The organism is Rhizobium sp. CF122, from assembly GCF_000282035.1.
Classification (GTDB): domain Bacteria; phylum Pseudomonadota; class Alphaproteobacteria; order Rhizobiales; family Rhizobiaceae; genus Rhizobium.
This window is the reverse complement of the sequence record NZ_AKKA01000037.1, coordinates 1-25017: the sequence shown is the minus strand read 5'-3', so window position 1 is coordinate 25017 and position 25017 is coordinate 1. Positions and strand designations below refer to the sequence as shown.

At 57.1% G+C, this 25017-nt stretch carries 17 protein-coding genes and 1 pseudogene; 6 read left to right on the top strand and 12 right to left on the bottom strand.

The genetic code is table 11. The features are described from left to right. Window positions 1-122 precede the first annotated feature (122 nt). On the bottom strand, window positions 123-1046 hold the full coding sequence (locus PMI09_RS09495) for a glycoside hydrolase family 16 protein (RefSeq protein WP_007791757.1): 924 nt from the start codon (window positions 1044-1046) through the stop codon (window positions 123-125). A 27-nt stretch (window positions 1047-1073) separates the two neighbouring features. Further along, window positions 1074-2222 (bottom strand): glycosyltransferase, encoded by a 1149-nt coding sequence (locus PMI09_RS09490; RefSeq protein ID WP_037082458.1) that lies wholly within the window; start codon window positions 2220-2222, stop codon window positions 1074-1076. Between the two features lie 349 nt (window positions 2223-2571). On the opposite strand from PMI09_RS09490, the gene PMI09_RS09485 reads away from it, so the two are divergent. Beyond that, window positions 2572-3594 carry a glycosyltransferase family 2 protein gene (locus PMI09_RS09485; protein ID WP_007791752.1) on the top strand — a complete coding sequence of 341 codons (1023 nt, stop codon included), beginning with the start codon at window positions 2572-2574 and terminating at the stop codon, window positions 3592-3594. Between the two features lie 15 nt (window positions 3595-3609). Here the strand turns inward: PMI09_RS09485 and PMI09_RS09480 are convergent, their stop codons facing one another. Further along, complete coding sequence (locus PMI09_RS09480; RefSeq protein ID WP_007791751.1) at window positions 3610-4689, bottom strand: glycosyltransferase family 4 protein; 1080 nt, start codon at window positions 4687-4689, stop codon at window positions 3610-3612. Between the two features lie 74 nt (window positions 4690-4763). Further along, window positions 4764-6089: an NAD(P)-binding protein gene (locus tag PMI09_RS09475; protein WP_007791748.1), complete on the bottom strand. Its 1326-nt coding sequence runs from the start codon at window positions 6087-6089 to the stop codon at window positions 4764-4766. A gap of 284 nt (window positions 6090-6373) precedes the next feature. On the opposite strand from PMI09_RS09475, the gene PMI09_RS09470 reads away from it, so the two are divergent. Next, a complete protein-coding gene (locus PMI09_RS09470; RefSeq protein ID WP_037082455.1) occupies window positions 6374-8341 on the top strand; it encodes a hydrolase in 1968 nt (655 codons plus the stop codon). A 185-nt stretch (window positions 8342-8526) separates the two neighbouring features. After that, complete coding sequence (locus tag PMI09_RS09465) at window positions 8527-9963, top strand: oligosaccharide flippase family protein (protein ID WP_007791741.1); 1437 nt, start codon at window positions 8527-8529, stop codon at window positions 9961-9963. Window positions 9964-10147: 184 nt separating this feature from the next. Here the strand turns inward: PMI09_RS09465 and PMI09_RS32620 are convergent. From PMI09_RS32620 to PMI09_RS09445, 4 genes and pseudogenes are all read right to left on the bottom strand, one after another. Beyond that, window positions 10148-10495 (bottom strand): annotated as a pseudogene (locus PMI09_RS32620) (transposase); the annotation flags it as partial. Between the two features lie 285 nt (window positions 10496-10780). Next, on the bottom strand, window positions 10781-12448 hold the full coding sequence (locus PMI09_RS09455; protein WP_007791735.1) for a GNVR domain-containing protein: 1668 nt from the start codon (window positions 12446-12448) through the stop codon (window positions 10781-10783). A gap of 15 nt (window positions 12449-12463) precedes the next feature. After that, the gene (locus PMI09_RS09450; RefSeq protein WP_007791733.1) at window positions 12464-14470 is read right to left on the bottom strand and encodes a glycosyltransferase; all 2007 of its coding nucleotides are present in this window, start codon (window positions 14468-14470) and stop codon (window positions 12464-12466) included. A gap of 178 nt (window positions 14471-14648) precedes the next feature. Then, the gene (locus PMI09_RS09445; protein WP_007791730.1) at window positions 14649-15374 is read right to left on the bottom strand and encodes a sugar transferase; all 726 of its coding nucleotides are present in this window, start codon (window positions 15372-15374) and stop codon (window positions 14649-14651) included. A 322-nt stretch (window positions 15375-15696) separates the two neighbouring features. Between PMI09_RS09445 and PMI09_RS09440 the strand changes: the two genes are divergently transcribed. The 3 genes from PMI09_RS09440 (at window position 15697) to PMI09_RS09430 (ending at window position 18551) form a co-directional block, all read left to right on the top strand. Beyond that, entirely contained in the window at window positions 15697-16767 is a 1071-nt protein-coding gene (locus tag PMI09_RS09440) for a glycosyltransferase (RefSeq protein ID WP_037082452.1), read from the top strand. A gap of 43 nt (window positions 16768-16810) precedes the next feature. Then, a complete protein-coding gene (locus PMI09_RS09435) occupies window positions 16811-18148 on the top strand; it encodes a polysaccharide biosynthesis/export family protein (protein WP_007791723.1) in 1338 nt (445 codons plus the stop codon). A 109-nt stretch (window positions 18149-18257) separates the two neighbouring features. Beyond that, window positions 18258-18551: a hypothetical protein gene (locus PMI09_RS09430; RefSeq protein ID WP_007791719.1), complete on the top strand. Its 294-nt coding sequence runs from the start codon at window positions 18258-18260 to the stop codon at window positions 18549-18551. Window positions 18552-18962: 411 nt separating this feature from the next. On the opposite strand, the gene PMI09_RS09425 is transcribed toward PMI09_RS09430, so the two are convergent. The 4 genes from PMI09_RS09425 to PMI09_RS09410 all read right to left on the bottom strand — a co-directional run bounded on the left by PMI09_RS09425 (window position 18963) and on the right by PMI09_RS09410 (window position 24299). After that, window positions 18963-19979 carry an NAD-dependent epimerase/dehydratase family protein gene (locus PMI09_RS09425; protein WP_007791714.1) on the bottom strand — a complete coding sequence of 339 codons (1017 nt, stop codon included), beginning with the start codon at window positions 19977-19979 and terminating at the stop codon, window positions 18963-18965. Continuing rightward, a complete protein-coding gene (locus PMI09_RS09420) occupies window positions 19969-21603 on the bottom strand; it encodes a GMC oxidoreductase (protein WP_007791711.1) in 1635 nt (544 codons plus the stop codon). Before PMI09_RS09420 ends, PMI09_RS09425 begins: the two co-directional genes overlap by 11 nt. Window positions 21604-21760: 157 nt before the next feature. Next, window positions 21761-23191 carry a hypothetical protein gene (locus PMI09_RS09415; protein ID WP_007791708.1) on the bottom strand — a complete coding sequence of 477 codons (1431 nt, stop codon included), beginning with the start codon at window positions 23189-23191 and terminating at the stop codon, window positions 21761-21763. Then, complete coding sequence (locus PMI09_RS09410) at window positions 23181-24299, bottom strand: acyltransferase family protein (RefSeq protein ID WP_007791704.1); 1119 nt, start codon at window positions 24297-24299, stop codon at window positions 23181-23183. Before PMI09_RS09410 ends, PMI09_RS09415 begins: the two co-directional genes overlap by 11 nt. Between the last annotated feature and the right edge of the window lie 718 nt (window positions 24300-25017).

Genomic DNA, 25017 nt, shown 5'->3' with positions numbered 1-25017 from the left:
AGCCAATCATCACAATACGCATACGACCTCACATTTCCGGGTTTTAAGCTCGCTGGCTTTGAACACACCCATCGCAAATGACATGACCAGTCTGCGTCTTCAGGCGAACGCTTAAGCTGCCCTTACGCGTAGACCCTGAAATAATCGACGCGCATATGAGTGATCCTGTCCGCGTCCTGCAAAGGCTGCGGAAATCGGACGTCGGTCCTCAATGCAAGCGTTAAGAGCGGCCAGAACACGTCGAACTCCTCGTCCAGTCGTGCGGAACGCGTGATTGGCCAATCAGCGGGTTTTCCCGTCTTCCTGTCGATGACGGGCTTTCGATTGAAGTATGGAACACATCGCGTGTCATCGACGAGCATGCCGTAGCGGCAATACCCTGTCGTCATGTCGACAGGCGTTTCAACGCCGGTGCTTCGCCCACCCTCGTCTGGCCCTCCCCATTCATGAAGGTAGGTCCCGTAGACGGTGGGCTCCCAACCCTTGTGCTCCACTATGTCGAGCTCAATGCTGGTCCTCGGTTCCAAGATGCTTCGGCCGTTCAGCATCCAGAATGCCGGCCAGGTCAACGGATGACGCGGAAAGAGCATGCGCGTCTCGAAATAGCCCTTGCGCCATCCCTTGAGGACGACACCATCCTTTCTCGCTGCCTGAAGATTTCCGGAAATCCACTGAAATTCGGGCAGCGTGTTTCCGTAATATTTGCGAACGTTCATCGGACGCCCGATATATTTCGCGGATATCTGCAGCGCCTTGCCATCTTCTGCCGCCGAGTCGTCGACGATGGAATATGGATTGAAACCCTCCTCGCCGTGCCTGGTGGCGAATGCCGATCGACCATAAAAGCCGGTGCCGTCTGTCGTCGCCTTCGGACCGGCATCCCAGACTGACCAATCGAGAAAATTGAAGGTGTCTTCAAAGACGACCTTTCGTCCGACGGTCGGATCGTCAAAAGCGGGCGCCGTGGCAGAGGCACTCTGGCACTGGAGGGCCAGGAAGGCAGTAGATGCGTGTAGAAAGCCGCGCCGTGATAAAGAAGGCAGCATGCACGTTCTCCTTGCCGACGATTGACCTTATGCGAGCTCACTTGCGGCGGTCCGCAGGGCCTCGGCATGGATTTCCACCACGCGCTCAGGGCTGTACCTGTCGATAAAGGTCTTTCGAAAATCAGAGTGTGACTGCTCGAGCGAAAGGTTGTCACAGTAATATGCCATCGCATCGACGAGAGCCCGTCCACCGCTCACCGGGACAAGGCGCCCAAGCCGGGGATCAACGAGGATATCGCTCGGTCCGAATTCACAGTCGGTCGAAATGACCGGCAAACCAAACCGCAAGGCTTCGCAGATCGCAAGCGACCACCCTTCCCACCGCGAGGTCGAGACGTACACGTCGCTGGTGGCAAGGGCCGGCTGCGGGTTGATCGGGTAATGTTCGATACTGACGGAAGCATCGAGCCCAAGTCTCGATATTTCGGCGCGCAGGTTCGCCTCGCCGATGCCATATCCGACGATCCTCAGCCTGACATTCGGTCGGATCTTGACGAGTTCGGAAAACGCCTGAAGCAGGATATCCTGCCCCTTTTGAAAGGCAAAGCGACCGACATTGACAAATGTGACGGTTCCAGACGATGCGTCGCAAGACGGCGTTTCGGACAGATCAAAAGCCCGCACAGGGTTGGGGACCCAGACCTGCGGTACCTTGCTGTTGAACATCTCCTTGAAGGAGTCGAGCTGTCTCGGCGAAGTTCCGAAAACATAAGACACCCTTGAGAGGAAATAGATGCGCATCAGGAAGAAGAGGACCTTCGCCTTGAAATGGCTGCGCTCGCGCTTTGGATTTCCGTGCAAATGAACGGCAAATCGACGGTTCAATCCGATACAGGCCGCCATGCAGATGACTGTCGGCTCAATTTGCGGGACGACGACCAGATTGTAGTCCTTTGACTTGATCACGCTTCGGAAAATCCGCATCAAGTCCAGGCGCCCGCGAGCTAGGCAATCGATGACGTTGTAACCACGGGCCTCCGTCGGCCGATTCTTGTGAACCGAGGTGTAGAGCACGTCGACCTCGAAATCGTCGGAAAATCGATCGGCGAGCATCGTGCAGACCGCATCAACGACCCGCTCTATTCCGGCAAACGCACTTGTTCCCGGCTGGATGTAGAGGATCTTCATGCGACGTCGGGATTGATCGCGAAATGGCAGGCCGACTTGCATTTCCATTCGTCCTCCGGACCAAAAGGCAACAGAGCTCGATGTGCCGGCACGCGCGCACCGGACGCCAAAAAAGACAAGCATTCAATCATCTGCAAATCGCATCGAATGCGATCAGTATAGGGCGAGCGAATCTAGCGAAGCCCCCGGCAAAATCACTGTAGGTGATACCCAGGATGCCACGGAAAATACCGATGGAACTACTACTTGGCTCGCCCCGAAATACTTCGGGACGCGTAGAGGCACGGCCGTTTCGGCCATCTATGCTGCAACGTCCACAAGGTTATTTCTATGGACGTCTTGCACTGCACTTGGTATGCTGCTTTGCAACATAATCTGAGTAGAGAAGGTTTGCAAGATGTTAAAAGTCCAGCCGCTTCTCAGCATCATAATCACTTGCTACAATTACGAAATGTACATTTCTGAATGTATCAGAAGTGTTCTTTCGCAAGACTATGACAATCTCGAAATAATAGTGGTCGATGACGGATCGACGGACCGCTCCTGGGACAGGATCCAGGAATTCGGGGATCAAATCACTGCCGTGCGGACAGAAAATCGCGGGCAATTGAAGACATCACTAAACGGTCTGTCATTGTCGCATGGTGACTTCGTCTACTTCCTTGATGCCGACGACGTTCTTGGTGAAGGCACGTTAGCCGAAATTGCTCCTTATCTTCGGCCGGACGTTTCCAAGATACAGTTCATGCTTCTGCCAATCGACAAGGATGGCAAGCCGATCGGCAATGCATTTCCCACTCTCCAGCCTTCAGACGATTCCGAACCACTGATCCGATCGATACGTGAAAGAGGCTACTACAACACGCCGCCGACCTCTGGAAACATCTACAGGCGTGACGTCTACGAAGGCCTTGGGGAAATGACCTATGAGCGCGGCATCGACGGTGTGTCTTATCTACTTGCTCCCTTCGTCGGCAAGGTCATCTCGATTCCGAAGACGCTTGGCAAATATAGGATCCATAACGCCAACCAGTCGTCCTTTTCCGTACTGACGTCAAAACGGATGAAAGGCTACGTCGATCGGTTCATGGGACGTCTTTATCATCTTGCAGAACTCGTCCAGGCACGCTGTGCTTCAACCGATACGGTCGAAGTCCGCAGTGACTACGCCTACGTCATGGAACTGAATACGATGAGCCTCGTCGTTGACGGCAAGCGGCCAGGTGTTGGCCAGATCGCAGCTTACATCGGGGCCTTGATGCGCGAAAACACCGGCAAGAAGCGATTTGCGCTTTGCCTTTTTGCCGTTGCGCTCTTTGTGCTTCCAAATGGCATGGCGCAGCAGTTGGCGGCCATCCGGATTGATCCGTCGCGGTCTAGCCAGATGCGGGCGCGCCTGAAACAGACCTTTTCCGTTTAGCGATAAGGTGAGGCGTCACGTCGCCAAGGTAACTGCCTTGCCGCGCGGCATCGCCGAGTAATAGACCTCGAGCGTCTCCCGGGCGACGCGTTCGATCGTCAGGTGTTCGATGCGAAACTGACTTTTCTGTCGCCAGTCGGCAATCCGTTCCGGTGCTTCCAGCAGGTGGCCAAGCATCCTGGCGAGAGCTGCCGGATCCCGGGGCGGCACAAGGAGCCCGGCCTCCCCGTCCTCAAGCAGCTGGGGAATTCCGTCGACAGACGAACCAATGACCGCGCAACCTGCTTCGCGCGCCTCAGATAACACGAGCGGTGCTGGGTCGGCATGGGAAGGAAGGACGAAGATGTCTGCCCCTAGCATGTAGGGGTATGGATCCCTTGTCGATCCGACGAATGTGATCTGCGACGCGCTTTCCAATGCTGCGGCCCTGGCCTTGTATTCCTCGCGAAACGGGCCATCGCCGACAATGTAGAGATGGGCTGTCGGAAAGGACCTGTGTACGGTTTCAAACGCGTCAAAAAGGTCCGGGAGACCTTTGCGTGGATGAAGACCACCGACAAACAGGATACTTGGTGAGCGAAGCGGCTTTGGCTCTTCACTGCGCCCTTCCGATCGGCTTGATCCGATCGTGCCATTCAACACCACCTTCAATTTCGACTGGGGAACGCCACGACGGCGCATCGAGGCGCCGACCACATCGCTGACCGCGATTACGCGTGTTCCCAACCCCATCAGCGTTGCGCTCTTTTCGAACTCGTTGTGAACTGTCGTAATGAGTGGGACGCGTCGTAACTTGCAGACCGGGAAGGCAATCACCGCGCTTGTCATCATGTGCGCGTGAACGATGTCGATGTCGTACTTCTTGATATAGGAACTCAGGCGAGACAGCGCCCTTAAGAGGCTCGGGATCTTCCGCTGGTGACCGATAAAGAGCGTTTCGATGCCCTTCGCCTTCAAGAGGGTGTCGAAATCTCCTCCTTCACTTGCGAGATAGACCTGATGTCCTAGTTTAATCTGCGCGCAGGCGAGATCCACCGCTGCGTGCACATGCCCGTTCAAGCGCCGGGTATGATTGAGGATATGCAGAACTCGCATCGTCGACCTCTCGTCATCTGGTGCCGATGCCTACCGCCTTTCGGGTGCATTCGACGGCAAGCCATGCGTGGTATTCAAGGCGTCGCGATCGCGGTCTCCACATCGATGGTGGAAACCCGGGCGGTCGGCTGATAATTGAAGCCGCCCTGCCGCCCGATCGATTCTATTCCAAAGCTCTTTAATCGCGCGATCGCCTGTGCTGCATTTTGTGCAGCTCCCTTGCTGTAGATTGGATAGGCGTTTGTCAGGACGTGGCTGCCCTCAAGCTTGAGATCGCCACGAAACAACCCATTTGCGCAGGCGTGATGGCGGAAATCAGCTTCTGCCTGTTCGGTCGACGTGACCGTGCCGGCAATGACCTCGACTGCAAAATACTCGCGCTCGGCAACGCGCCCGTAAAAGTCCGAATAAACGGTCAAGCGCTTCCACGAGCCCTCGTGCGAGAAGTTATAAATGATTGCCTGGGGAAACCCGCGCTCGCCAGCAAAGCTGAAGTACAAAGTTATAAGCGTGATGGTCTTCAATGCGGAGGTCTGTCCGTTGCCGCATATCCGTTCGGCAACGTTAATCGGCACCGTGGAAACAATCCTGTTCCCGCCAAGGCTCTCACCGTCGAGCAACAGCTCGTAACCGCAAACTGTCTTGTGAAGCTGACGCATTTCAGCCGACAGCTTGAAGACAACGCCACAGCTTTCGAGCCTCGACACGGCTGCGCCATAAAGCGCACCAAAGCCTTCCCGCGGACGTGCCATCTGGCGGTTTTTCGGCCCGGTCGCCCCCTTGCGCTTCAGCAAGCGGCGCAAAAGATTGATGAGCGAAGCATATTCGGCGATCCAGAGCATGCGCTTGCGCGCGAGATCAAGATCGATCTCTTCTGCATTGATACCGTAGAAGCGCCGCATGTAGGTTCCAAGCCCCGACCGGTGCAGGAGATAGGCGCCGATCCAGTAACGCGCAAAGTCTCTCGCATTCGCCATCCGGCGACAGAATATGCGCGCGTAAAGGACCGAGGCGAAAATCCGGATCACTCCAATTGGACCCGCCCCGAGAATGTCATCGCGTATCGAAATCGGATAGACGGTGATCTTTCCCTGCGGGTTTAGCCTCCCCCAGGACGGTTTGATCGGCACATAGTGTTCAAGAAGCTCCGGGAAGTGCCGAAGCAAAGGGGAATCGTCCTGAAAGATCAAACTGCCGACGTCGAACGTGTAGCCTTCGGCCGAAGACCAGTCCATGTGGTTTCCGCCGACGTGATCGTATTCGTCAACGACGACGACACGGTTCCCCTCAGCCGAAAAGATCGACGCCGCGACGAGGCCCGAAATGCCGGCGCCAAGCACGATAACATCAAATTGCTGCACTGCGGACATGCGTGAGGAATGATGGCTTACGTCATCCATTGGTCGCCCCCGAACTGTCCTCCCAGTAGAACGAGACAGTATAACGCAATTAAAAAAGAGTCGACATCTCAAGCACAACGTCGGCAGAACAATAAGCACGTGAGTAGTTTTTGCAACGCTTCTGCACCGCAAAATAAAATATAATTTTGCACTTGATGTACTTCAAATAATGCGGCAGAATTTTTGCGGTTGCGAATTCAGGGAAACAGCCTTGCTGCAGTGCATTCACTGTAACAACACTGTCGAAAGACAGGCAGGGCTGATCGACGGCAAAGGGTTATCCAGTGCTGCGGCAAAGCCTCGCCCATCTCCTTCACGGTCCATTGGACGGCATAGACCTAATCTCAACAGACGTGTTCGACACCTTGCTGTTGCGCCAGCCGCGATCGCAAAGATCGCGCGTAATGCAGGCCGAGCAGCGCTTTGCTCGCTTGCTGCGGGACGAGGGAACTTTCATCAGTGCGGAGCATCTGTTTCGAACCCGGCAACTGGCTGAGCGGTTTGCCTATCGCGCGCTCAACGTCGGCGGCGGTGCTGGCGAAGTCCGGCTCGTCGACATCATCCAGCGCCAACTCGCCATGCTTGGCCTGCCCGAACGGCTGATCGAGCAGCGCATCTCACTCGAGATGGCGATTGAAAAGATTTCGCTGTGCGCAAACGAAAAGCTCGCCAAGGTATTGCGCCTGCATCGCCAGACCGGCATTCGCATCGTCGCCGTTTCCGATACGGCACTGCCGCGACGCCAACTCGTGGAATTGATCAACTACTTTCACGGTCCGGGTCTGATCGATAACGTCTATTCGAGCGCCGACATCGGAGAGAGCAAGCGATTTGGCAGGCTGTTTTCACGCGTTCTCGAAGAGGAAGGCGTTGCAGCGTCACGCTTGCTGCATCTTGGTGATGATTTTCTTGCCGACTGCGCCGTGCCGAGAACCATGGGCATCCATGCCCTGCATCTTCCCAAGGGGCGCCTGAGGCGGTTTGCCACACGCGCCGACGGTGCCCGGGCCGAAGCCATGCGCGGCGTTCGCAAGGGGGTCATGAGACCATCGGGCCGAATGCCTGACCTGGCTGATCGCGCAGCCTTCGGGCGGGAAGTGTTCGGGCCAATTGTTGCGCAGTTTTGCCTTTATATATGGCTCTATGCCAGGGAAGCGGAAACGCAGAAAAATGCCGCGTTGCTGTTTTGCGCACGCGGCGGTATCGGCATCAGGGAAGCCTTCGAAAAGCTGGTTGCTAAGCTTAACCTTCCGCTTGAAATCCGTCGCGAGAACATCCTCATCTCGCGCCTGGTGGCGGCGCGCGCAGCACTCATGCAGCAAAGCCCCGCCGTCCTCGATGAACTTGGCCGGGAGTTTAAGAAGAACACCTTTGCCGATGTCGCCAATGCACTTGGCGGCTGCACGTATGAACTTTCCGGTCCTTGGCAACTTCCCTTCGACCCAAGCCACTTCTTTGCGATGATTGACACCCCTGAAGGCCGTGTGGTGCTCGACGACATTGCGAGACAGAACGAGCTGTTCGAGCGCCATCTGGAGCAGATTGCCGGTGATGTCTCGCGTATCATTCTCTGTGACACTGGTCTTTACGGGAGCACGCAGCGTCTTGTTGCTGCCGGGCTGCCCGAACGGACCTTCGAAACGATCCAGTTTGCAAGGTGCAACTACAAGGGCCTTAGCGACGATCACTTCCCACAGGTAACGGGATTGGTCGTCGAGGAAGACCTCTATAACCCGCTAAGGATCGAGACGGTCATCCTGCGCTACTGGCAGATTATCGAGAGCCTGTTTGAACCTGCAATTCCCTCCGTTCGGCATTTGAGTGAATCTGGCGATGGAACGGTCTACAGCAATGCCGGCAAGATCGCTTATGGTGAGCTTGATCCTGCAGATGGAAATCTGCTGCTTGCGGGCGTCCTGCAATACATTGATCGGGTCGGAAATGGCGCCGAGATCATGTCGGATGCCGACCTTGCCTGGGGGCGGCTTAAGCAAGCGATCACCAATCCTCGGGCCTTCGATATGATGGCACTGGGTGTCGGGGCCCGCTCCGTCGATTTTGGCCGTCCGGAAAGCGTCCATGTGCTGAAGCAATCGGGCGCCCCGGATCTTGCGAAAAAACTGACAGCCGTCAAATCGCAGCTTTGGCGAGAAGGCGCAATAGCGCGCGACTTTCCATTCCTGAAGACCGCACTCTTACCTGCCCTGGAGATGGCGCACATTGTAAGGGGAGTGTCGGCACGCCTCAAATAGCTGAACTACGACATGGAGGAACGTTGTAGGATCAGTTGCCGGATCGATCCGGCTCCAAGCATGCATCACGCGGGAGGATGACTGAGTGCAAGGGCGCGCGAAAAACCCCGCGTGGCCTTTCACAAGTATATGCGTCGCGGCCTTTCACCGCGACGTGGCTGGAGCTCAGGATTTCGGAGTGAGACATGCTTGCGGTAAAGGCAATCAAGGGAGCTGGTTGGCTCGTCTTCTCGCGCTTTGTCGGACGAATAATCGACTTCTTCACCCTGCTTGTTCTTGCTCGCATTCTGACGCCTGCCGATTTTGGACTTGCTGCACTAGCCACATCGCTGGTGATGGTTGTCGACACCATGCTTGAGGTTCCCGTGACCCAGGCCCTCGTGCGTCTTCCGACCATCGACAAAAGCCATCTTGATACCGGTTTTACGGTTGGTCTCATGCGAGGCATCGTGATTGCAACCATCGTTTTGGCAGCCGCTTGGCCCTATTCGTGGATCAATCACGACAGCCACCTTGTTCTCCTCGTTGCCGTCCTTGCCCTTGGGCCCATTTCGAGAGGACTAACCAGTCCGGCGATGGTCAATTTCGCGCGGCAGCTCGGATTTCGCCAGACGTTTATTCTGGAAGCATCCGGCAAGCTGACTGCGGCCATCATCGCGATGCTCGTGGTCCTGAGTGGTGGAGCATACTGGGCCATCGTTGCCAACTTCGTGATCGCCTCCTTTGCGTCAACGGTTGCATCCTACATTCTTGCTCCTTACCGTCCTGCCATTTCCCTGGCGCGCCTGCCTGACTTTGCCGGCTTCATCGGCTGGTTCTCCTCGGCCCAACTGGTCTCAGCGCTCAACTGGCAGTTCGATCGGTTCCTGATCGGGGCGCTTGCGGACCGTCCGACGCTTGGACGCTATGCAGTGGCGAGCGACGTTGCAGTCATTCCCACACAAAGCCTCATTGGCCCGGCGCTGCAGCCTGTCATGGCCGCATTCTCGCAGATTAACGCAGATCGCGCGCGCGTACGGCAGGCCTTCTTGAAGGCGACGCGCTTTGCCATGTTGATCTCAGCCCCCGCCTGTGTGGGGATATCTTTGACGGCAGACCTTGTGACCGACCTCCTGCTCGGCGCCAAATGGGAGCATGCAGCACCCCTCCTCAGCCTGCTTGCCCTCGCTGTGGCGCCAATCCCCTACTTCCAGACGCTTTCATCGGTTAGCGTTGCACTCGACCGACCGCATGTGATCTTCCGTTTAAATGCTGTCGATCTCTGTTTCCGCGTGCTTCTGATTTCGATCGGGTTTTATCTGGGTTCGGTCACCGGTGTGAGTATCGCGAGAATTGCTCTGTCGACGCTCATGTTCGCCTTCTACCTCAATGAGGCCCGCCGGCTGCTCGACCTTGGTATTCTGGATCAACTGCAAAATCTCTGGAAGGTGGCAGCCGCCGTCATCGCAATGGCGATTGTCCTGTGGCTTTTGCGGGATGAATTGGCCGGGCGAAACTATCCGCGTGTGGCGGAGCTCGCATTGGTTATTGCCGCTGGGGCAGCAGCCTACGCAGGTGCCCTGTTGCTGCTCGGCGTGAGGCTGATCGCAGGTGGAGGCCGGCTTGAGCTCATTGATCGATGAGTGTTCACCGAGGTGGTTCCTGGTTGTGTTTAGCCAAGCGATGGATGATCCATTGCTCTTGCTCAGTCTAACTCACCCTTGGACTCCATTTTTCCATCCATTTTCATCCAATAAGGAAGAGGGAGACGGGAAAAGTCACAGCGGGAGGTGCCCCGCCCGATGGGCGGAGTCTCGATGAGCCTTCATCCGACGGCGAGCTCTCGGGAGACGTTCGATCGCCAACCACCGTCACCGGCACGAACATCGCCTGCTGCGCGCAGGTCTTGGTAGAGCCACGAGAGGTCAGCCCAGCTTCCCGACGCCAGCCGTTTAGCAAGCCGCGATTGACGCCTCAGCGCCGAGCAACTGCCGAGATGTTCACGTCGGATTCTGCGCTCTTCGCCAGAATCGGCGCCTTCTCCTCGTCAGTCCAATTCCGCCGCGGGCGCCGACCGGTAATCACCTCGATCCAACGATACTTGCCCTCATGCCTGGCTTCATGCATGCCTTCATCCATGACTTCAAGCATGGCATCAGCGCGATCTCCAACCATCCCGGTCCACTCCTCTCGATGAAGGAGCATATCTCGCGACCTCAATCACAAAAAGAAAGGTGGGCTGTTCGTCGCGCCCTCTGCTCATCGAGGCGGGAGCGAAGAAGCGTCGTCGGATGGATGCCGTCTTTCTTGAGCGTTTCAACCCCAACTGCCAGTGTCTGCTCCCAATGGCACTCGCCACTCGGACATTCTCGGCAGGTCGTGAAGCCCCCCGCGTTGCGGGCTCGCCAGATAAACACGGAACGGGCCAACAACTGACCAAAGTTTGCACGCAAACTTTGGTCAGTTGCCACGTGCCCGGTTAATGACCGTTCCGACCACATTGGCACCAGCGCGACGCAAGAGCTGAACGGACTCCGAAACCTCCTCGATCGTCGTTTGGCCAGCGCGCGCGACAACAAGGACGGCGTCCGCGTAGCTTGCAAGGGCAAGCGCATCCATGGAATGGCGAAGTGCCGGAAGATCAAGAAGCACGTCGCCGCGTGAGCGTGCTGCTTCAAAGATCCGTCGCACACGCGGATTGCGAAAATCGGTAAACAAATTTGCGTTCGCATCTCTGGAATGGATCGGCAGTACAGCGACCCCACCGACATCCTCGAAGGACAACTGCTCAGGCATTAGCCCAGCAAATGCGGCACCAGCCAAAGAGACAGCCGGCAGATTGTCAGCGCTTGCGCGTGTATCCTCGCCGTCAGCAGCCTTGAACAACGTCACCTGCCGACCGCCGCGACTGATGAGTTGCGCGAGGCTGGCGCACAATGTCGAAACACCAGCACCGGGCGTCCAGCCGACAACGGCAATCACGATGCTTTTTTCATTGCGAAGGCTCGTGCAGGCAATTTCGACCGACGTACGCAAGTCACGAATGGCGGCAACGAATTTTTGCTGTTGCGGGCTCGTGATGTGCAACGGAACACCCTCGGCGCCAGGAACATCCGGGACCGAGCCCAGGCAGCGAACCTCCATCTCTCGAGCTAGGTCTTTGGCGCTGCGAACGCGGCGATCAAGGGCCATTCGTACAACGACAACGCCGAATCCGACCAGCAGTCCGAGCACACCGCCCAGCGCGATGATGAGAGATTCCCGTGGAGCTGATGGTCCTAGCGGTGGAAGTGCCGCCCCGATGATACGGGCATCCGCATCAGGCGTTGCAATCGCTGGCAGCGAACCTGCATGCATTGCTTCGCGCGCTGCATCGACCTGCCTTGCAAGCGAGTCCAGTCGGCCCTGCAATGCTTCGGTGCCAGCGCGCGCAATCTGCTCCTTGAAGGCCACCGTCTGATAAGTGTAACCCGAGACCGTTGCGTTGGCGACGCGGGCCGGCAGCTTCGGATCCGAGGACGAATACTCGATTTCGATGACGAAGGATTGTCCGACGCGACGTGCGTTCAAGCGAGACATGAAGTTCAGGAAGGCCGCCCGGTCAGCCTCATCGGCTTGTTCAATCGTGGTGCTGGCCCTTCCAGGCTCTGTCGAATTGGCTTTTGCGCTATCGGCACCCTCCCGCCCTTGGAACACTGGCAATCCACTCAGCAACCTCGCGATTAAGCCTGGCTGCCTACGGCCAAGCTCCGGGTCGTCCTTCAGGTTCAGGCTTTCAAAGACCGCTGATAGGAGGCGCTCCGATTTTATGGTCTGAAGCTCACTGTCAGCGCGATTAAGATCCAGCGTCTGCTGCGCACCTTCGCCGCCAGAGATGGCCGACTGGCGTGGTTCAAGTAGAAGCGTTGCCGTTGCCTGATAGGTTGGCGGCAATGAATGGGCGTAGAGCGCGGCAAGGACGAAACCGGCTGCGCTGCAGACCGAAAGCGCGATCCTGTGACGTGTGCCAAGATCAATCAACGCGCGCAACAGGGCGATTGGCCCATCGCCGGCCACATCGGATTGCGTCTCGTTCACCCGCCACAGCCTCGAGGTGACATCAATAGGGCGGGGTCTGTTGAACATCATTCGTGCTCCTAGCGTTCAAGAGGTTTTGGTGGCAGTCCTTGGCGTCGCGATCGCAGCGGCGCGTTCCGGCTCGAGCCTGCCACGAAGAGCGTCGAAGGCCGCCAAAAGGTTGCCGCGGGCTCTACCGCGCCGGTCGATGAAGGGTTCGGGCCAGACGGCACGACTGAAATTGCTGGCGGTGTTGCGGAAGATATGGTCCACCACCTTGGGGAGGCTCATCGTACCCTTGGTCATCATGTAGAGCGGGTTGATAACTTGCGAGTATCCCAGCCGTTCGCCGCTAACCCTTCCGCTCTTCACGCCCATATGGACGCCAAAGGCGAGAGCCGATTTGACGAGCCGGCCGCCGCCCTTGGCAAGTGCCGCTGCAAAGTCACGGTCCTCCAGCCACCCGTATAGGACCAGACGCTCGTCGAAGCGGACGTCGCCAATCGCAGAAAAACGGAAGGCCATGTTGCAGCCATAAGGGCTGAACGGTTCCGACCACGTGGCGTCGGCCTCCCCTGCCTCGACCAGATCAACCGCCTCTTGAAACGAAATACCCGGTCCCTTGATGCCATCGGCAAGGACGTGGCCTGTAAAGCCCACAATCTGGCTTTCGTCACGAAATGTCTGTATTGCGCTGGCGAGCCAGTTCTTATCAGCGATGAAATCATCATCGAAGAATGCGACAGCTTCGGTTTCTGGTCTCACGTGTTTCAGCGCGGTGTTGCGTTGTGCGGCAAGCCCGGGAGGACCCGTGATGATTGTCACGTCTGGATGGCCTGCCAGATCGCCAGCATCTGAAGCATCGACACAAGAAACAATCACTGCATCTGGCTTCAGGCTCTGTGTCGACAGGAGATGCCGCACGCTCGCACTGACGATATCGGGACGTCCGCGGGTTGCGAAGATGACGCTGACATGCGGCGAACTCGGATCGACCGATCTGTGGCTGCAGACCTCGGTCGTTGGGTTTTCGAGGAGCTCGATATAACCCGCTGCTGTTTTCTCCCAGGAGAATTGGCGAACCCGCTCGCGTCCTTTCTCCACCAGATCATCTCGAAGCTGCACGGATGCGTGAAGCAAGCGTATGCGCTCAATCCACTCGGCCGGTTCAAAAGGAGAAGCGACCAGGGTCGCATCCCCACAAACCTCCGGCATGCTCGCACAATGCGACGAAACGACAGGACAGGATCTTGCCATTGCCTCCACGATCGGCAGTCCGAAACCTTCCGTCAGCGAAGGAAATGCAAGACAAAGCGCGCGCTCGAAGAGATAGGCAAGGTCGTGGTCGGATACACGCCCGAGAAAATGGACATTCGGCTGACGTTTGAGGGTTTGCTCGGCAAATATGCCATCGCCCCCGCCAGCAATGACGACATCAAGGCTCATCTCATCAAGCTGGGGCGCGATGTCAATCAAGAGCGACAGGTTCTTGTGACGCGCACGCGATCCGAGAGCCAGGACAAACGGTCGGCGCAGCCTTCCCGAGGCCATCATCTTCGGGGCTGCTTCGGCAAGCGATGGGTCCCAAAGCAGCGCGTGCTCGTGTCCGTTTGGAAGAACGGCAACCTCAGACAAGCGGATTGGCAGGTGACGCGCGATCTGTCGCGCGGCCGCATGGGACACGGTCGCAACACGTAGAGACCGTCGCACCAGCAATGGCTGGAGAGTGTGATAGAGAGCACGAAACGATCGGCTGTAACTCTGTGGTGCGGCAAAAATGTTTGCATCGTGGATGCATACGATCTGCTCGATCTTTGCCGCCGGCCCCGTGTTGCAGAGATTGAGGAGCCTGCGATTGCCACTGAGAAACGGCAGCTCGATCTGCTCCCAGGCATGACCGTTCAGTTGGCCGCCTTTTTCAAGTCGCATACGCCGCAACGACAGCTCTGGCGTTCTGACTGGCGCGATCACAACTGATCCGCCCGACTGTGCAAAATCGTCCATCGCATTGACGACATTATGCGCGTATCGCTGGACGCCCGTTATGTCATGCGTGAGAAATCGGCCATTGATTGCGAATTCGCTTGCGCTCATTCAAAAATCTCCTGGCGACCGCGACCTGTCGCGGTACCGATTGAAAGCATCAAATCACTTCACGCTTCTTGATTGCCGCCGCATAAAATCAGGGCACAGCCAGCCGCACCTGCCTTTTGAGCATGCGCCACAGTGCTGAGATCAAGTGGAGGGGCGCGATACCGCGCCGCTTAAGGTTTTAGTAGCTGCCGCGCGAGCGCAGGACAGCCGGAATTGTCTTCAGCATGATCGACAGGTCGCCAAGAACACTTTGTTCTTCGACATAGCGAACGTCGAGTTGAACGCGGTCTTTATAGCTCGTGTCGCTTCGTCCACTGACCTGCCACAGGCCCGTTACACCGGGACGAACTCTGATGTAGTCGGCGTAGTGAATGCCGTAGAGTTCCGCCTCGCTTGCAACGATCGGCCGCGGTCCGACAAGGCTCATCTGGCCGCGAATGACGTTGAAGAGCTGTGGAATCTCGTCAACGCTGCTTTTGCGCAAAAGTGCGCCAAGCGGAGTGACACGGGGATCGTCTCTGAGCTTGCGCGTTGCGTTCCATTCCGCCCTGAGCGAAGGATTCGCCGCCAGATGCCGGCTCAATACCTCGTCTGCATTTTTTACCATTGTCCTGAACTTCAAGCAGGGGAACATGACGCCGTGCCTGCCGATCCGCCGGTGAGCGATGAATATCGGTCGCCCCTGCAGGATTAATAGGACGGCGACGAGCATCAGCATCATCGGGGCCAGGACGACAAGGCCAATGCTCGCAATTGTTGTATCAATTGCGTATTTCATACCGTCCATCACAGAGGAACGGTTTTCATGTCCGAAGATATCGGACCTTCGGGAGGTCGCTCTGCGAGAGTGCAGTGGCGCCTTGTTGAACCTGTCGAAATTTCGACCGAGATCAATTTCCCTCATCTGCGTACTCCCCTCGTAAACAACTTAGACTTCGGGCATGTGCAGACAATGCCGTCATGGCATGCACAAGAAAGCTAACAAGTATTAAACGATTTGACAATAATTTTATTGCGCTGCACTATATAACTGTGCAGCGCGGGAAATGGACATCACTTGTTGATGATATTTCTGTCTTAACTGCCTAATATAGTTGCCGATAGTCTGATTTTTAATCGAGAAATCGGCAAGAACTACGCCCGCAATGCACGCCACGATAATTCCGATTGTTGTATCTCGAGGACTTGGCGTGCGAGTAGCAATTATTCATTACTGGCTGGTTGGAATGCGCGGCGGCGAGAAGGTTCTCGAAGCACTGTGCGATATATTTCCCACAGCCGACATCTATACACATGTTTGTGATCTTGCGGTGATTTCCGACAAGATCAAACAGCACAAGATACAGACGACGTTCATCGGCGGCCTGCCTTATGCAAAACGGATGTACAAGCGCTACCTGCCGTTGATGCCAATGGCGCTCGAGCAGATCGATCTCGGCGCCTACGACCTTGTTATCAGCAGCGAGTCGGGACCGGCCAAAGGCATCATACCGACATCGCCGGCCTTGCATCTTTGCTATTGCCATTCCCCGATGCGCTACATCTGGAATATGTACAACAAATACTACGACAGTTCCGGCCTGATGACGCGAATGATGATGCCGCCAATGGCGCACTATCTCAGGACATGGGATGTCGCGACCGCCAATCGCGTCGATGATTTTGTCGCCAATTCGACAACCGTCGCCCAACGGATCAAGAGTTATTATCGCCGGGAGGCAACCGTCATTCATCCTCCGGTCGACACCACAGCGTTTCGCCCGGTCCCAGCCTCTGACGTCGAGGACTACTATCTCATGGTCGGAGAGCTCGTCAGTTACAAGCGACCCGATCTGGCCGTCGAAGCCTTTAACCGGATGAAAGCCAAGCTGGTTGTCATCGGTGGTGGCGAAATGCTCCCCCACCTCAAGAAAATCGCTGGTCCGACCGTCTCCATCCTGGGCGCACAGCCTTTCGACGCGCTTAGGCATCACTACGCCCGCTGCAAGGGCCTAATCTTCCCCGGCGAAGAGGACTTTGGGATCGTGCCCGTCGAGGCGATGGCGAGCGGACGACCGGTCATCGCCTTTGGCCGGGGTGGGGCAACGGAGACTGTCGTAAACAACAAGACCGGCGTTTTCTTTCAGACCCAGACGGTCGAGGCACTGATTGATGCCGTCGAAAGAATGGAACGTCTAGATTTCAACCCAGCGGACGCCGTGTCTCGCGCGGCCGATTTTCGACGGGACGTCTTTGTGGATCGCTTCCGGACCTATGTTGCGCGGGCAACTGGCGCCACACTGGCGGTATCGGCCTGACGTACCGACGAATTGCCAAGATAATTTCAACTGGAGCAACAGGATGCGGCTTTCCTCCTTACGCGAAGTGGTCAAAGGGCGCGGTCTTTCGGACAGAAGCAATGAAAGGCCGAGCTGCAAGGCAGCCGTTTCTGCGGCATTTTTGGCGATTGCCATTGGAGCTGGTACGGCCCATGCCGCTGAGGAATATGTGCCCGGGCCGCAGGACACCTTGAAGGTCCGCGTTTACGAGTGGCGCCCAAGTACGGGCACCGCATTCGAATGGGCCCCTTTGACGGGAGATTTCGTCGTCTCTTCCGCGGGCAACCTATCGCTGCCGATCATCGGCAATGTCCCCGTGGCAGGCAAGACACTCGAGCAGATATCGGAAACGATTGGAGAGCGCCTCCAAAACGAGGTCGGCTTGCAGAAGCGGCCAAGTGCTTCGGTCGAAATCTCTTCGTATCGCCCGCTTTTCGTGACCGGGCTGGTGGCAAGTCCGGGCAAGTATAATTACAGCCCCGGCCTCACGGTCATACAGGCGCTCAGCATGGCGGGCGGGATCGGTTCGACCGACGCCAGCATGATTAGCCTGCAGCGCGATGCGCTGTCGAGCAAGGGCCAGGTGCGGGAGCTGGAAGCCGAACGACTTGGACTTGTCGCACGACAGGCGCGCGTCGATGCGGTTTTAAACGGAGCCTCATCCGTCGTCTTTCCCCAAGAGCTGACGTCGAGGATCAACGAACCGCGATTCTCGAAAATGATGGAGGAGGAACAGTCCCTTTTTGAGACCCGCGAGCGCTCGATGATGACAGAGATCGACGCGCTGAACCGGGCCAAAGTACTCGCCAACAATCAGATCGACGCGCTGAAGGAGAAAGCGGCCTCGCTTGCAAAACAGATCGATCTGGCAAGCAAGGATCTGAACACGGTCAACAAGCTTGTCTCACAAGGGCTGACAGTGTCGACCCGCCAGCTCGGCGCCAACCAGACTGTCGCTGAACTCGAAAGTCGCAATCTTGACGTTTCGTTGGCCACACTGAAGACCGAGCAGGATCTTGCCAAGGTCGATCAGGATATTGCCGACGTCCACAATCGCTATCGTGTCAACGCGCTGACGGAGGCAGCCGAACTGCGCGACCGGTTTGCTTCAAACACCGAAAAGACCAAGACGGCAGGTGATCAGCTAAAGAACCTTGAGGTCCGCGCCCCATCCGCGATGGCCTCTCTGGCAGAGGAAAAGGCTCCCTACACCTTCCTGATGACGGTCAACCGGATCATTGACGGCACTATGCAAACGCTTGTCGTGGGCGACAACGATCCCGTCATGCCCGGTGACATGATCAGAGTTCAGCAGCGGGAAGAGCCAACGGTTACCTCGACGGACGTCAGCAGCAATTGACCTGCTGGTTGTTGCAGCTCTCGGAAACCCAATTTGAACTTGCCTCAGCAGAGGAGATACACAATTATATCCGGTTAGGGGGATTTCGATTGGGAGGTCGGAGCAACCGATGGGCTGGGCGCTTGTAATCTCATTTCTGATCGGCGCTGTCTGCGCGTTGCGCGTGCCGGTCTTGATCTTCACGCTGATTGTTCTTGTCGTGATGATCGCCTATGCGGGTGTCAGCTACTTCGCCGGCAGCCCGCTTCTGAACGCGTTTGCCTGGGGCTTTGTGTTCGCTGTGGTGCTCGAAGCAGGCTATGTTTTTGCCCACGTGGTTCTGCATGCATTCTACGCGCGGCGGGCCAGCGACACTGAAAAGCGGGCGCCGCAACAGGCACAACGGAAATATCCTGCCGACTAGCCCACCGATTTGGCAAGCAGGCATCGAGTGCACCGCTCCCGCCGGGTGTTCTAGCAAGATGATCCGACCACGATCAAGGAAGGGATATCAGGCGTAGTCCGCATTGTCGGTGAGCTTATTGGATACGACGAGGATGGCATCCCGAGCTGATGGTGATCGCCACTTCCGCCATCGTTGCAGACCTGCGGATGAACTGGAAGGATGCGATTGGGAATTGCCAATCATCCGCCTGGTCTCAAGGTCCGCATGGCACTGGCCAGCTGGTGCGGCAGGCGCGGACTGAAGTCCATCTGTCGCCCCGGGAAATCGATCGGACATCATTCCCATCGAGACCGTGATATGGCGCGCCCCAAAAACGTCGGGCCTTGAGCGCAGGCGTTTGACCTTGATCGCATGGCCGTGGGCGTGCCCCTATACTGGTCTGCTCTGCCCGGCGAAGTCGGATTGCGCCCCTGTCCTGGCCTCCTTCGCCAAACGGGCGAGGGCGAGCTGCTCCGCCTTTGCCATCCCGAATTTCAGCCTGTATCCCGCGCGCTCGAGGCGCTCGCTGGAAAAGCGCATGCGCCACAGCGGATTTCTGATTGGCAGCGTGTGGAAGCGCAGGAAGTCGTGGAGCCAGTCGATCGGCCATGGGGCACTGACGACACGATAGCGACGGTCGCCACTTGCCGCGAAGGCCTTGCGCATGAAATCGATGTGACGTGGCATGTCGCGCTCGTCTTCTGCCAGATTGTATATGTCGACCTGCCCGGCTTCGCCCCTGCCCGCCAGTCCCTGTTCGATCGCCCAGATGAGCGCATCGGAAACATCGCCGACATAGATGTGATGGGAGTGGCGATGTGAAGCGAGCATGCGCTTGAAAAGGCTCCAGTCGCGCACGCCAATGATCTGGCCGATGTCAACGACAACGGCTGGCCTCAGCACCACGCAACGCATCTGGTTGGCGACGCGCATGAGCGCCCTCTCTCCGGCAAGCTTCGTGCGGCCATATTCGCGAACATAGTCCAGCGCCCAGTATTCCGAGGCGACGTCTCGACCGATGGATAGAACGGGCGAGCTCTCCGAAATTTCGGCCGATCGACCACTGCCGTAAACAGCGATTGAGCTCGTGTAGCAGAAGGCCCTTACGCCTTTGTCCTCGGCAGCACGCGCCAGGCGGCCGGTCCCGCCTTCGTTGAGCGCCCTCATGCGATCCTTCTTTCCCATTTCGGCCGCCAGGTGGATCACGCCGCTGCAGCCTTCGACGAGCCAACCAAGATCCCCATCGCTGGCAAGATCTACCTTGCGCCATTCAAGCCTTTGGTCGTCGGATTCGGGCGTGCGCGAGGTCGTCGCTCTCACACGATAGCCGCGTTCAAGCAAGTCGGTCACAACAAAACGGCCAATCCGGCCGGTTGCGCCGGTTACTAGAATGGTTTCACCCGGCATGAGCCATCACCTCCGCACGAAACGGGCGCTGTAACCTGTCTTTCAAATGGTCGGCGAGACGAATTGCCATGGCGACGATCATCTGCGTCGGATTGCAATGGCCAGCTGTCGGGAACACCGAGCTGCCGGATACAAAGAGGCCTTCGACGCCGTGTACCTGACAATCGACGTCGACAACCCCTTCGGCCGGATCGCTCGACATGCGCGTTGTGCCCGTCGGATGAGCGACGTCCACGAAGCTTGCGGGGATTGGTGCCTTGTCGCGTACCCAGTCGGCCAGAACAGGCTCCGGAAACCCTATCCTGGAAAGTTCGGCTGCGACGAGTTCGCCCATACGGTGCATCGTGCGGGCCTCGTCCGGGTGGCTACGCCAGTCGACCTTCGGCAGGCGCATGCCAAAGCGATCCCGGCGATCCGAGAGGCTTATGCGGCTGTCTTCATCAGGCATCTGCTCACACATGCAATCCAGCGTGAGCTCCTGCAGCTTGCGCGGCAGGCCATTTCGCGCTCCGAAATAGTCGACAGCCCCCTTAACCATTAAAGGGACGTTGCGCGCAACACTGACGACATCGGCTGGCAGCCGAGGTTTTCTAGCGGCCAGGCGCCGCAATGCGTCCCAGGGGTCGTCTGGCGCAAGCACCTCTCCGAGCCAGCCTGCGCAATTGAGCAGACGCTCTTCTCGCTGAATTTCCGGGCTCAATCTGAGACCCGCACGGAAGAAACGACCGCGAACATTGTAGCGTCCGAACCTGCGTCGGAGCGCCTCCGAACCGGACAGGGCGAAAAACGCCGTTGGACCACGAAGATGGTCCATCAGGTAACGGCCGACCCGGTCATGATCATTGCCGAGCGCTTTGCGATCTTGCTCATGAGAATTGAGAAGGATGCGGGCATTCTCGATGCCTCCAGCGCAGAGCGCGACCGAGCGGGCGACAAGATTATGCTTTCGCCCGTCTCCTGTGGCAAACTCAAGCCCGCGCGTTTTGGTGCGCTTGTCGTTTGCCTGCACCCGCAACGCGGTCGCGCCCGTCACTAATGTGACATTGGGGCCGAGGTGCTTGGCGATGTGCCGCCCAAACCGCATGTACTCGAATGGATAGGTTTCCGCGTCGTCCCTGCTGAACTGCCAGAAGAAGGGCAGCAGGAGATTAGCGGCGACCTCTCTCTTCGGCGCATTGCGTCGTGCGATCGACCAGAAGCGTTGGTCACTGTAGCCGCTGCCAAGCACAAGTCCGAGATGGCCCGCGCTGCGATCCATGTAGGGGTCGAGTTCCTGCATAGTGATCGGCCATCCCGAATTCTCAACCCAGTCGCGCTGCTCGAAATCGATGGCATCGAAGGGACCGCACCGACCGCCCCAGGTATGTGAGCTGCCGCCAAGGATGCGGTTTCGCACCGACCATTGGTCACGGACCCGCGGGCGCCCGATATTCTCGATATCATTCAGCGCGTCAATTCCTGGATCACGCCTCTCACCGCCGCTCTCAAGAAGCACAACACTCAGTCCTGAATTAGAGAGCTCGCGCGCTAACGTCGCACCGGCCGGTCCGGACCCAACAATGCATACGTCGCAACGAAGTAACGGGACAACTGTTTCGCTGGGCTGCAGATCGAGAATTGGCATGGCCCATCACCTCCTGCGGCGTACAAATTTGGCAGCGCGTTGCAGGCCTTCTCCAGCGATTGGCCGGCCCGATTGCCGATATTGCTTGCGAAGGATTTTCGATGTCATTTCAATGAGCCTCGCCCGTCCAGAATTAAACCTCCTGCAACAAATAGGGTCAGCCCGATCTTCTAGGCGCGGGCAGACCGCTTTGTTGGCGCAGCGGGAGCAACGGTGCCGTAGCCTCGGACATGACGTCCGGGCGGCTGGCAGCCAGACCCGCCAGAATGAAAAACAGGAGGCCAAGGTCGACCGTGGGGCCGGCAACAACGGACCCCGCAAGGAGGCACAGGCAGCCGTTGCGGGCAGCACTCCTGACATCGGCAACGAAACTTTTGGGAACGGCGCTGCGTCCTGGGCCGAGGGCGGTAAGCGTAAACAGGAGAATAAAAAGTGCACCAGGGATGCCCACGTTCGACAGGACCGCGACCGGGAAGCTCGACGTCCGCGCGGTGCCCAATCCAGCCCCGAGGCCGTAAGTGTCGAGAAAGTTCTGAAGGCCGCTCGTATTCCAAGATCCGCGCGTTAGGGCTGAACTGGAGGTAGATTTGCTCAGGACAAGGAGGTCCACATAGCTGTGAATGGCATCGAAGATGCGGTCCTGTAGGACGACGATCAGTCCGACAAGCAACGCTAAGACCGGGGCAAGAACTGCCACTGCGGCGCTGTTGCTGCTGTCGGCTCCGACGCCACTGCGCAGCACGGCCGTAATATAGAAGATTGCCAGGCAGACCGGCGCCGCAACCAGCCCTGTAGACGACGTAGAGGCAACGATCAGAACCATCGAGATCATGGCCAGCGGGCCGGTCCAACGCGAATATCGTTGGCAAAGCCACATCGTTGAAGTGAATCCGAAAGCACCCAAGGTGGTTCCGGCAAATGCGGAGGCCTCCGGCCACGAACCTACGATGCGTTTGAAACCATTGACCTTGTCGTTGTCGTGAAAGGTATACTGCGCATTGCGGATGAACTGCAGCATATCCTGGCCGCCAATCGCGCCGGTAACGACGTCGATGAGCGCAAAAAGGACGTTGAATGCGGCATAGGCTATCAAGCCGATTGCGATCGTTCGGTAGCCGTCGATCGTCGAACCGACAGCCACGATCAGCATGAAGCAGACCAGATCTGCGGCGAGGTAAACCACTTGGGTCAGGTTGCTGGTGACAGGTCCGAGCGGGACCACACCGCGTGTCAACGGGTGGTCAGACAAGCCAAGAGGGACAATCGTCGTTGCGTCGGCAAACAAACGCGGCAGAAAGTAGGCGGATAAGGTGCCATAAACGACAAGGCAGGCGAGCCAGAAGCCCGGACGGCCGAACTGTATGGCGTCAAGCAGTGGAGTGTTGGCCTGTCTGTTGCGCATTGCAGCGAGCGCGAGAAACGCCAGGAACAGATGGGCTGGCTGAACACTCGAAGAACCGACAATGAATGCGGCCGCCGCTCCTAACAGGCTTAGCGTCACGAAGGCCTTGATTGTCGCGGCCTGACCGAGGGCCATGCAGTACAGGCCGAGCGCAATGGTAATGATGCCGATCGGTTCAACGCCCATTGCCAGCCACCCTCACCTGCCTTTGAGCAACTATTGGTGGCTTGGCTGTCGCTGCCCTGTCAGACTTCCCTGCGACAAAGCTCCTGAGTTTGAGAGCATGCTTTTCGATGGCATGCCACGAAAACACGGCTAGCAGTATGGTAACCGGTAGCGCCAGCGCGATGTTGAAGTACCATTCGCGATGTTGGGGAAAGAGATGGGCAACCGTCTGTTGAACCGGGAAAGCGTAGAGATAGATGCCGTAGGAATAATCCCCACTGGCAAGAAACGAATGCTTTGGCGGCCGTGTGAGGCCGATCGCAACCGTGACATAGGCAATCGGAAAGGCGGCGAAGTACGGCGCGTAGGGCAGGTTCAGCATCAAGAACGACACCACAGCAGCAGCAATCGCACGAGGGGCCGTCACCTTGATGTGCTCGCGGCAGATAAACAGAAGAACACCCACCAGGAAACTCAAGAGCAGGATGCGACCAGGCAAAGCCCCATCCATTGGCAATTCGGCAGCACCCCGCTGCAGGTCGCGGCCGATGACCGCAAGGTGTGCAAGCACAACAACACCAATCAGCAGCACCGGACGAAAGACGACGCCAATCACGGCAAGCACGGTCAATGCCATGTAGCACTCCAGTTCATAGGGAATGGTCCACAGCGACACATTGACGGCGTGATAGTAGGGATTGTCGCGAAACAGGCCGGGCAGCAGATACTGAACATGGCCAACGATGTTGAGAAAATAGGACGAAAACTCCGGATCTGCGACGTAACTGGCCAGCGGCAACGTCGTAAAGACGGGTCCAAGAAGGAGCGCGCACAGCGTCACCTCCACAGCAAGTGCCGGTATGAGGCGAAGTGCTCGCAGGCCGAGGAAGCGGGCGACGTTGCGCGTCCGTGACAGACTGGCGCTGACAAGAAAGCCGCTCAGAGCAAAAAAGGCCGGGAGAACGAATGTTATCAGACCGCGCAGCGGCGGCTCGAACAGGAAGACTTCGCCTTCTTTGCCATAGGAAACCGCAAAGCTGTGAATGCAAAGTACAGCGACCGCAAGCAGCACCCTAAGGTAGTCGAAGCCTGTGGTATATCCATTCGCAAACCGCTCTTCGATCGACATGGCATTACTCCCGTCGTTAGCGTTGCAGTAATAATGAATACTACGCTGCGGTGCACAATAGACGCGAACTCAGTATTTGCAAAGTCACATATTGCAATGCGAAAAAAATAAACTTCAAAGGCTAGACTTTTGAAGGATGGCGGAGTTGCGACATATTGGTTTGCACTTCCAGGAGGAACCCAGCACGCATGATTGGAATATACAATTGATTTCAATAGATTTTTTTAAACAAACAAAGTCCAACAATGCCGCGCGGCGAGAGAGCAAGAATGCTGCAATGCGCCATGCGCGGGCACATAAAACGACAGAACCGCCGGATTGGCGGAGGTGACTGTGATTCATTTCTGTTGCAAAGTTCTGGTAACCGTGAAACCTTCGAGGCCGTTACTGGAAATAATCATGACGCGTTTCGTCCAATTAATGCGAGCTCCAGGCATCTACTTGCGGATGCTGGCTGCAACATTTGCGTTCGCATTGATCACATATCTGCATTATGACTCGGTAACATTGACACTATACTACAGCGTTATTTGCATATTTCTTATGCAGTTTGGCTATATAGGGGGCGTTCTATTCCTTATATGGCGGGAAAGGATACGGCGAAAGGAAAACTAGAGGTTGCGCAGAGAACATCGTTGTGTCGTTTCCGGAAGGAGGAGCCGGCCTGAGGACACACACATTGAAGGATTGATGTGTGATGAAATTCGGAACGAGTGGG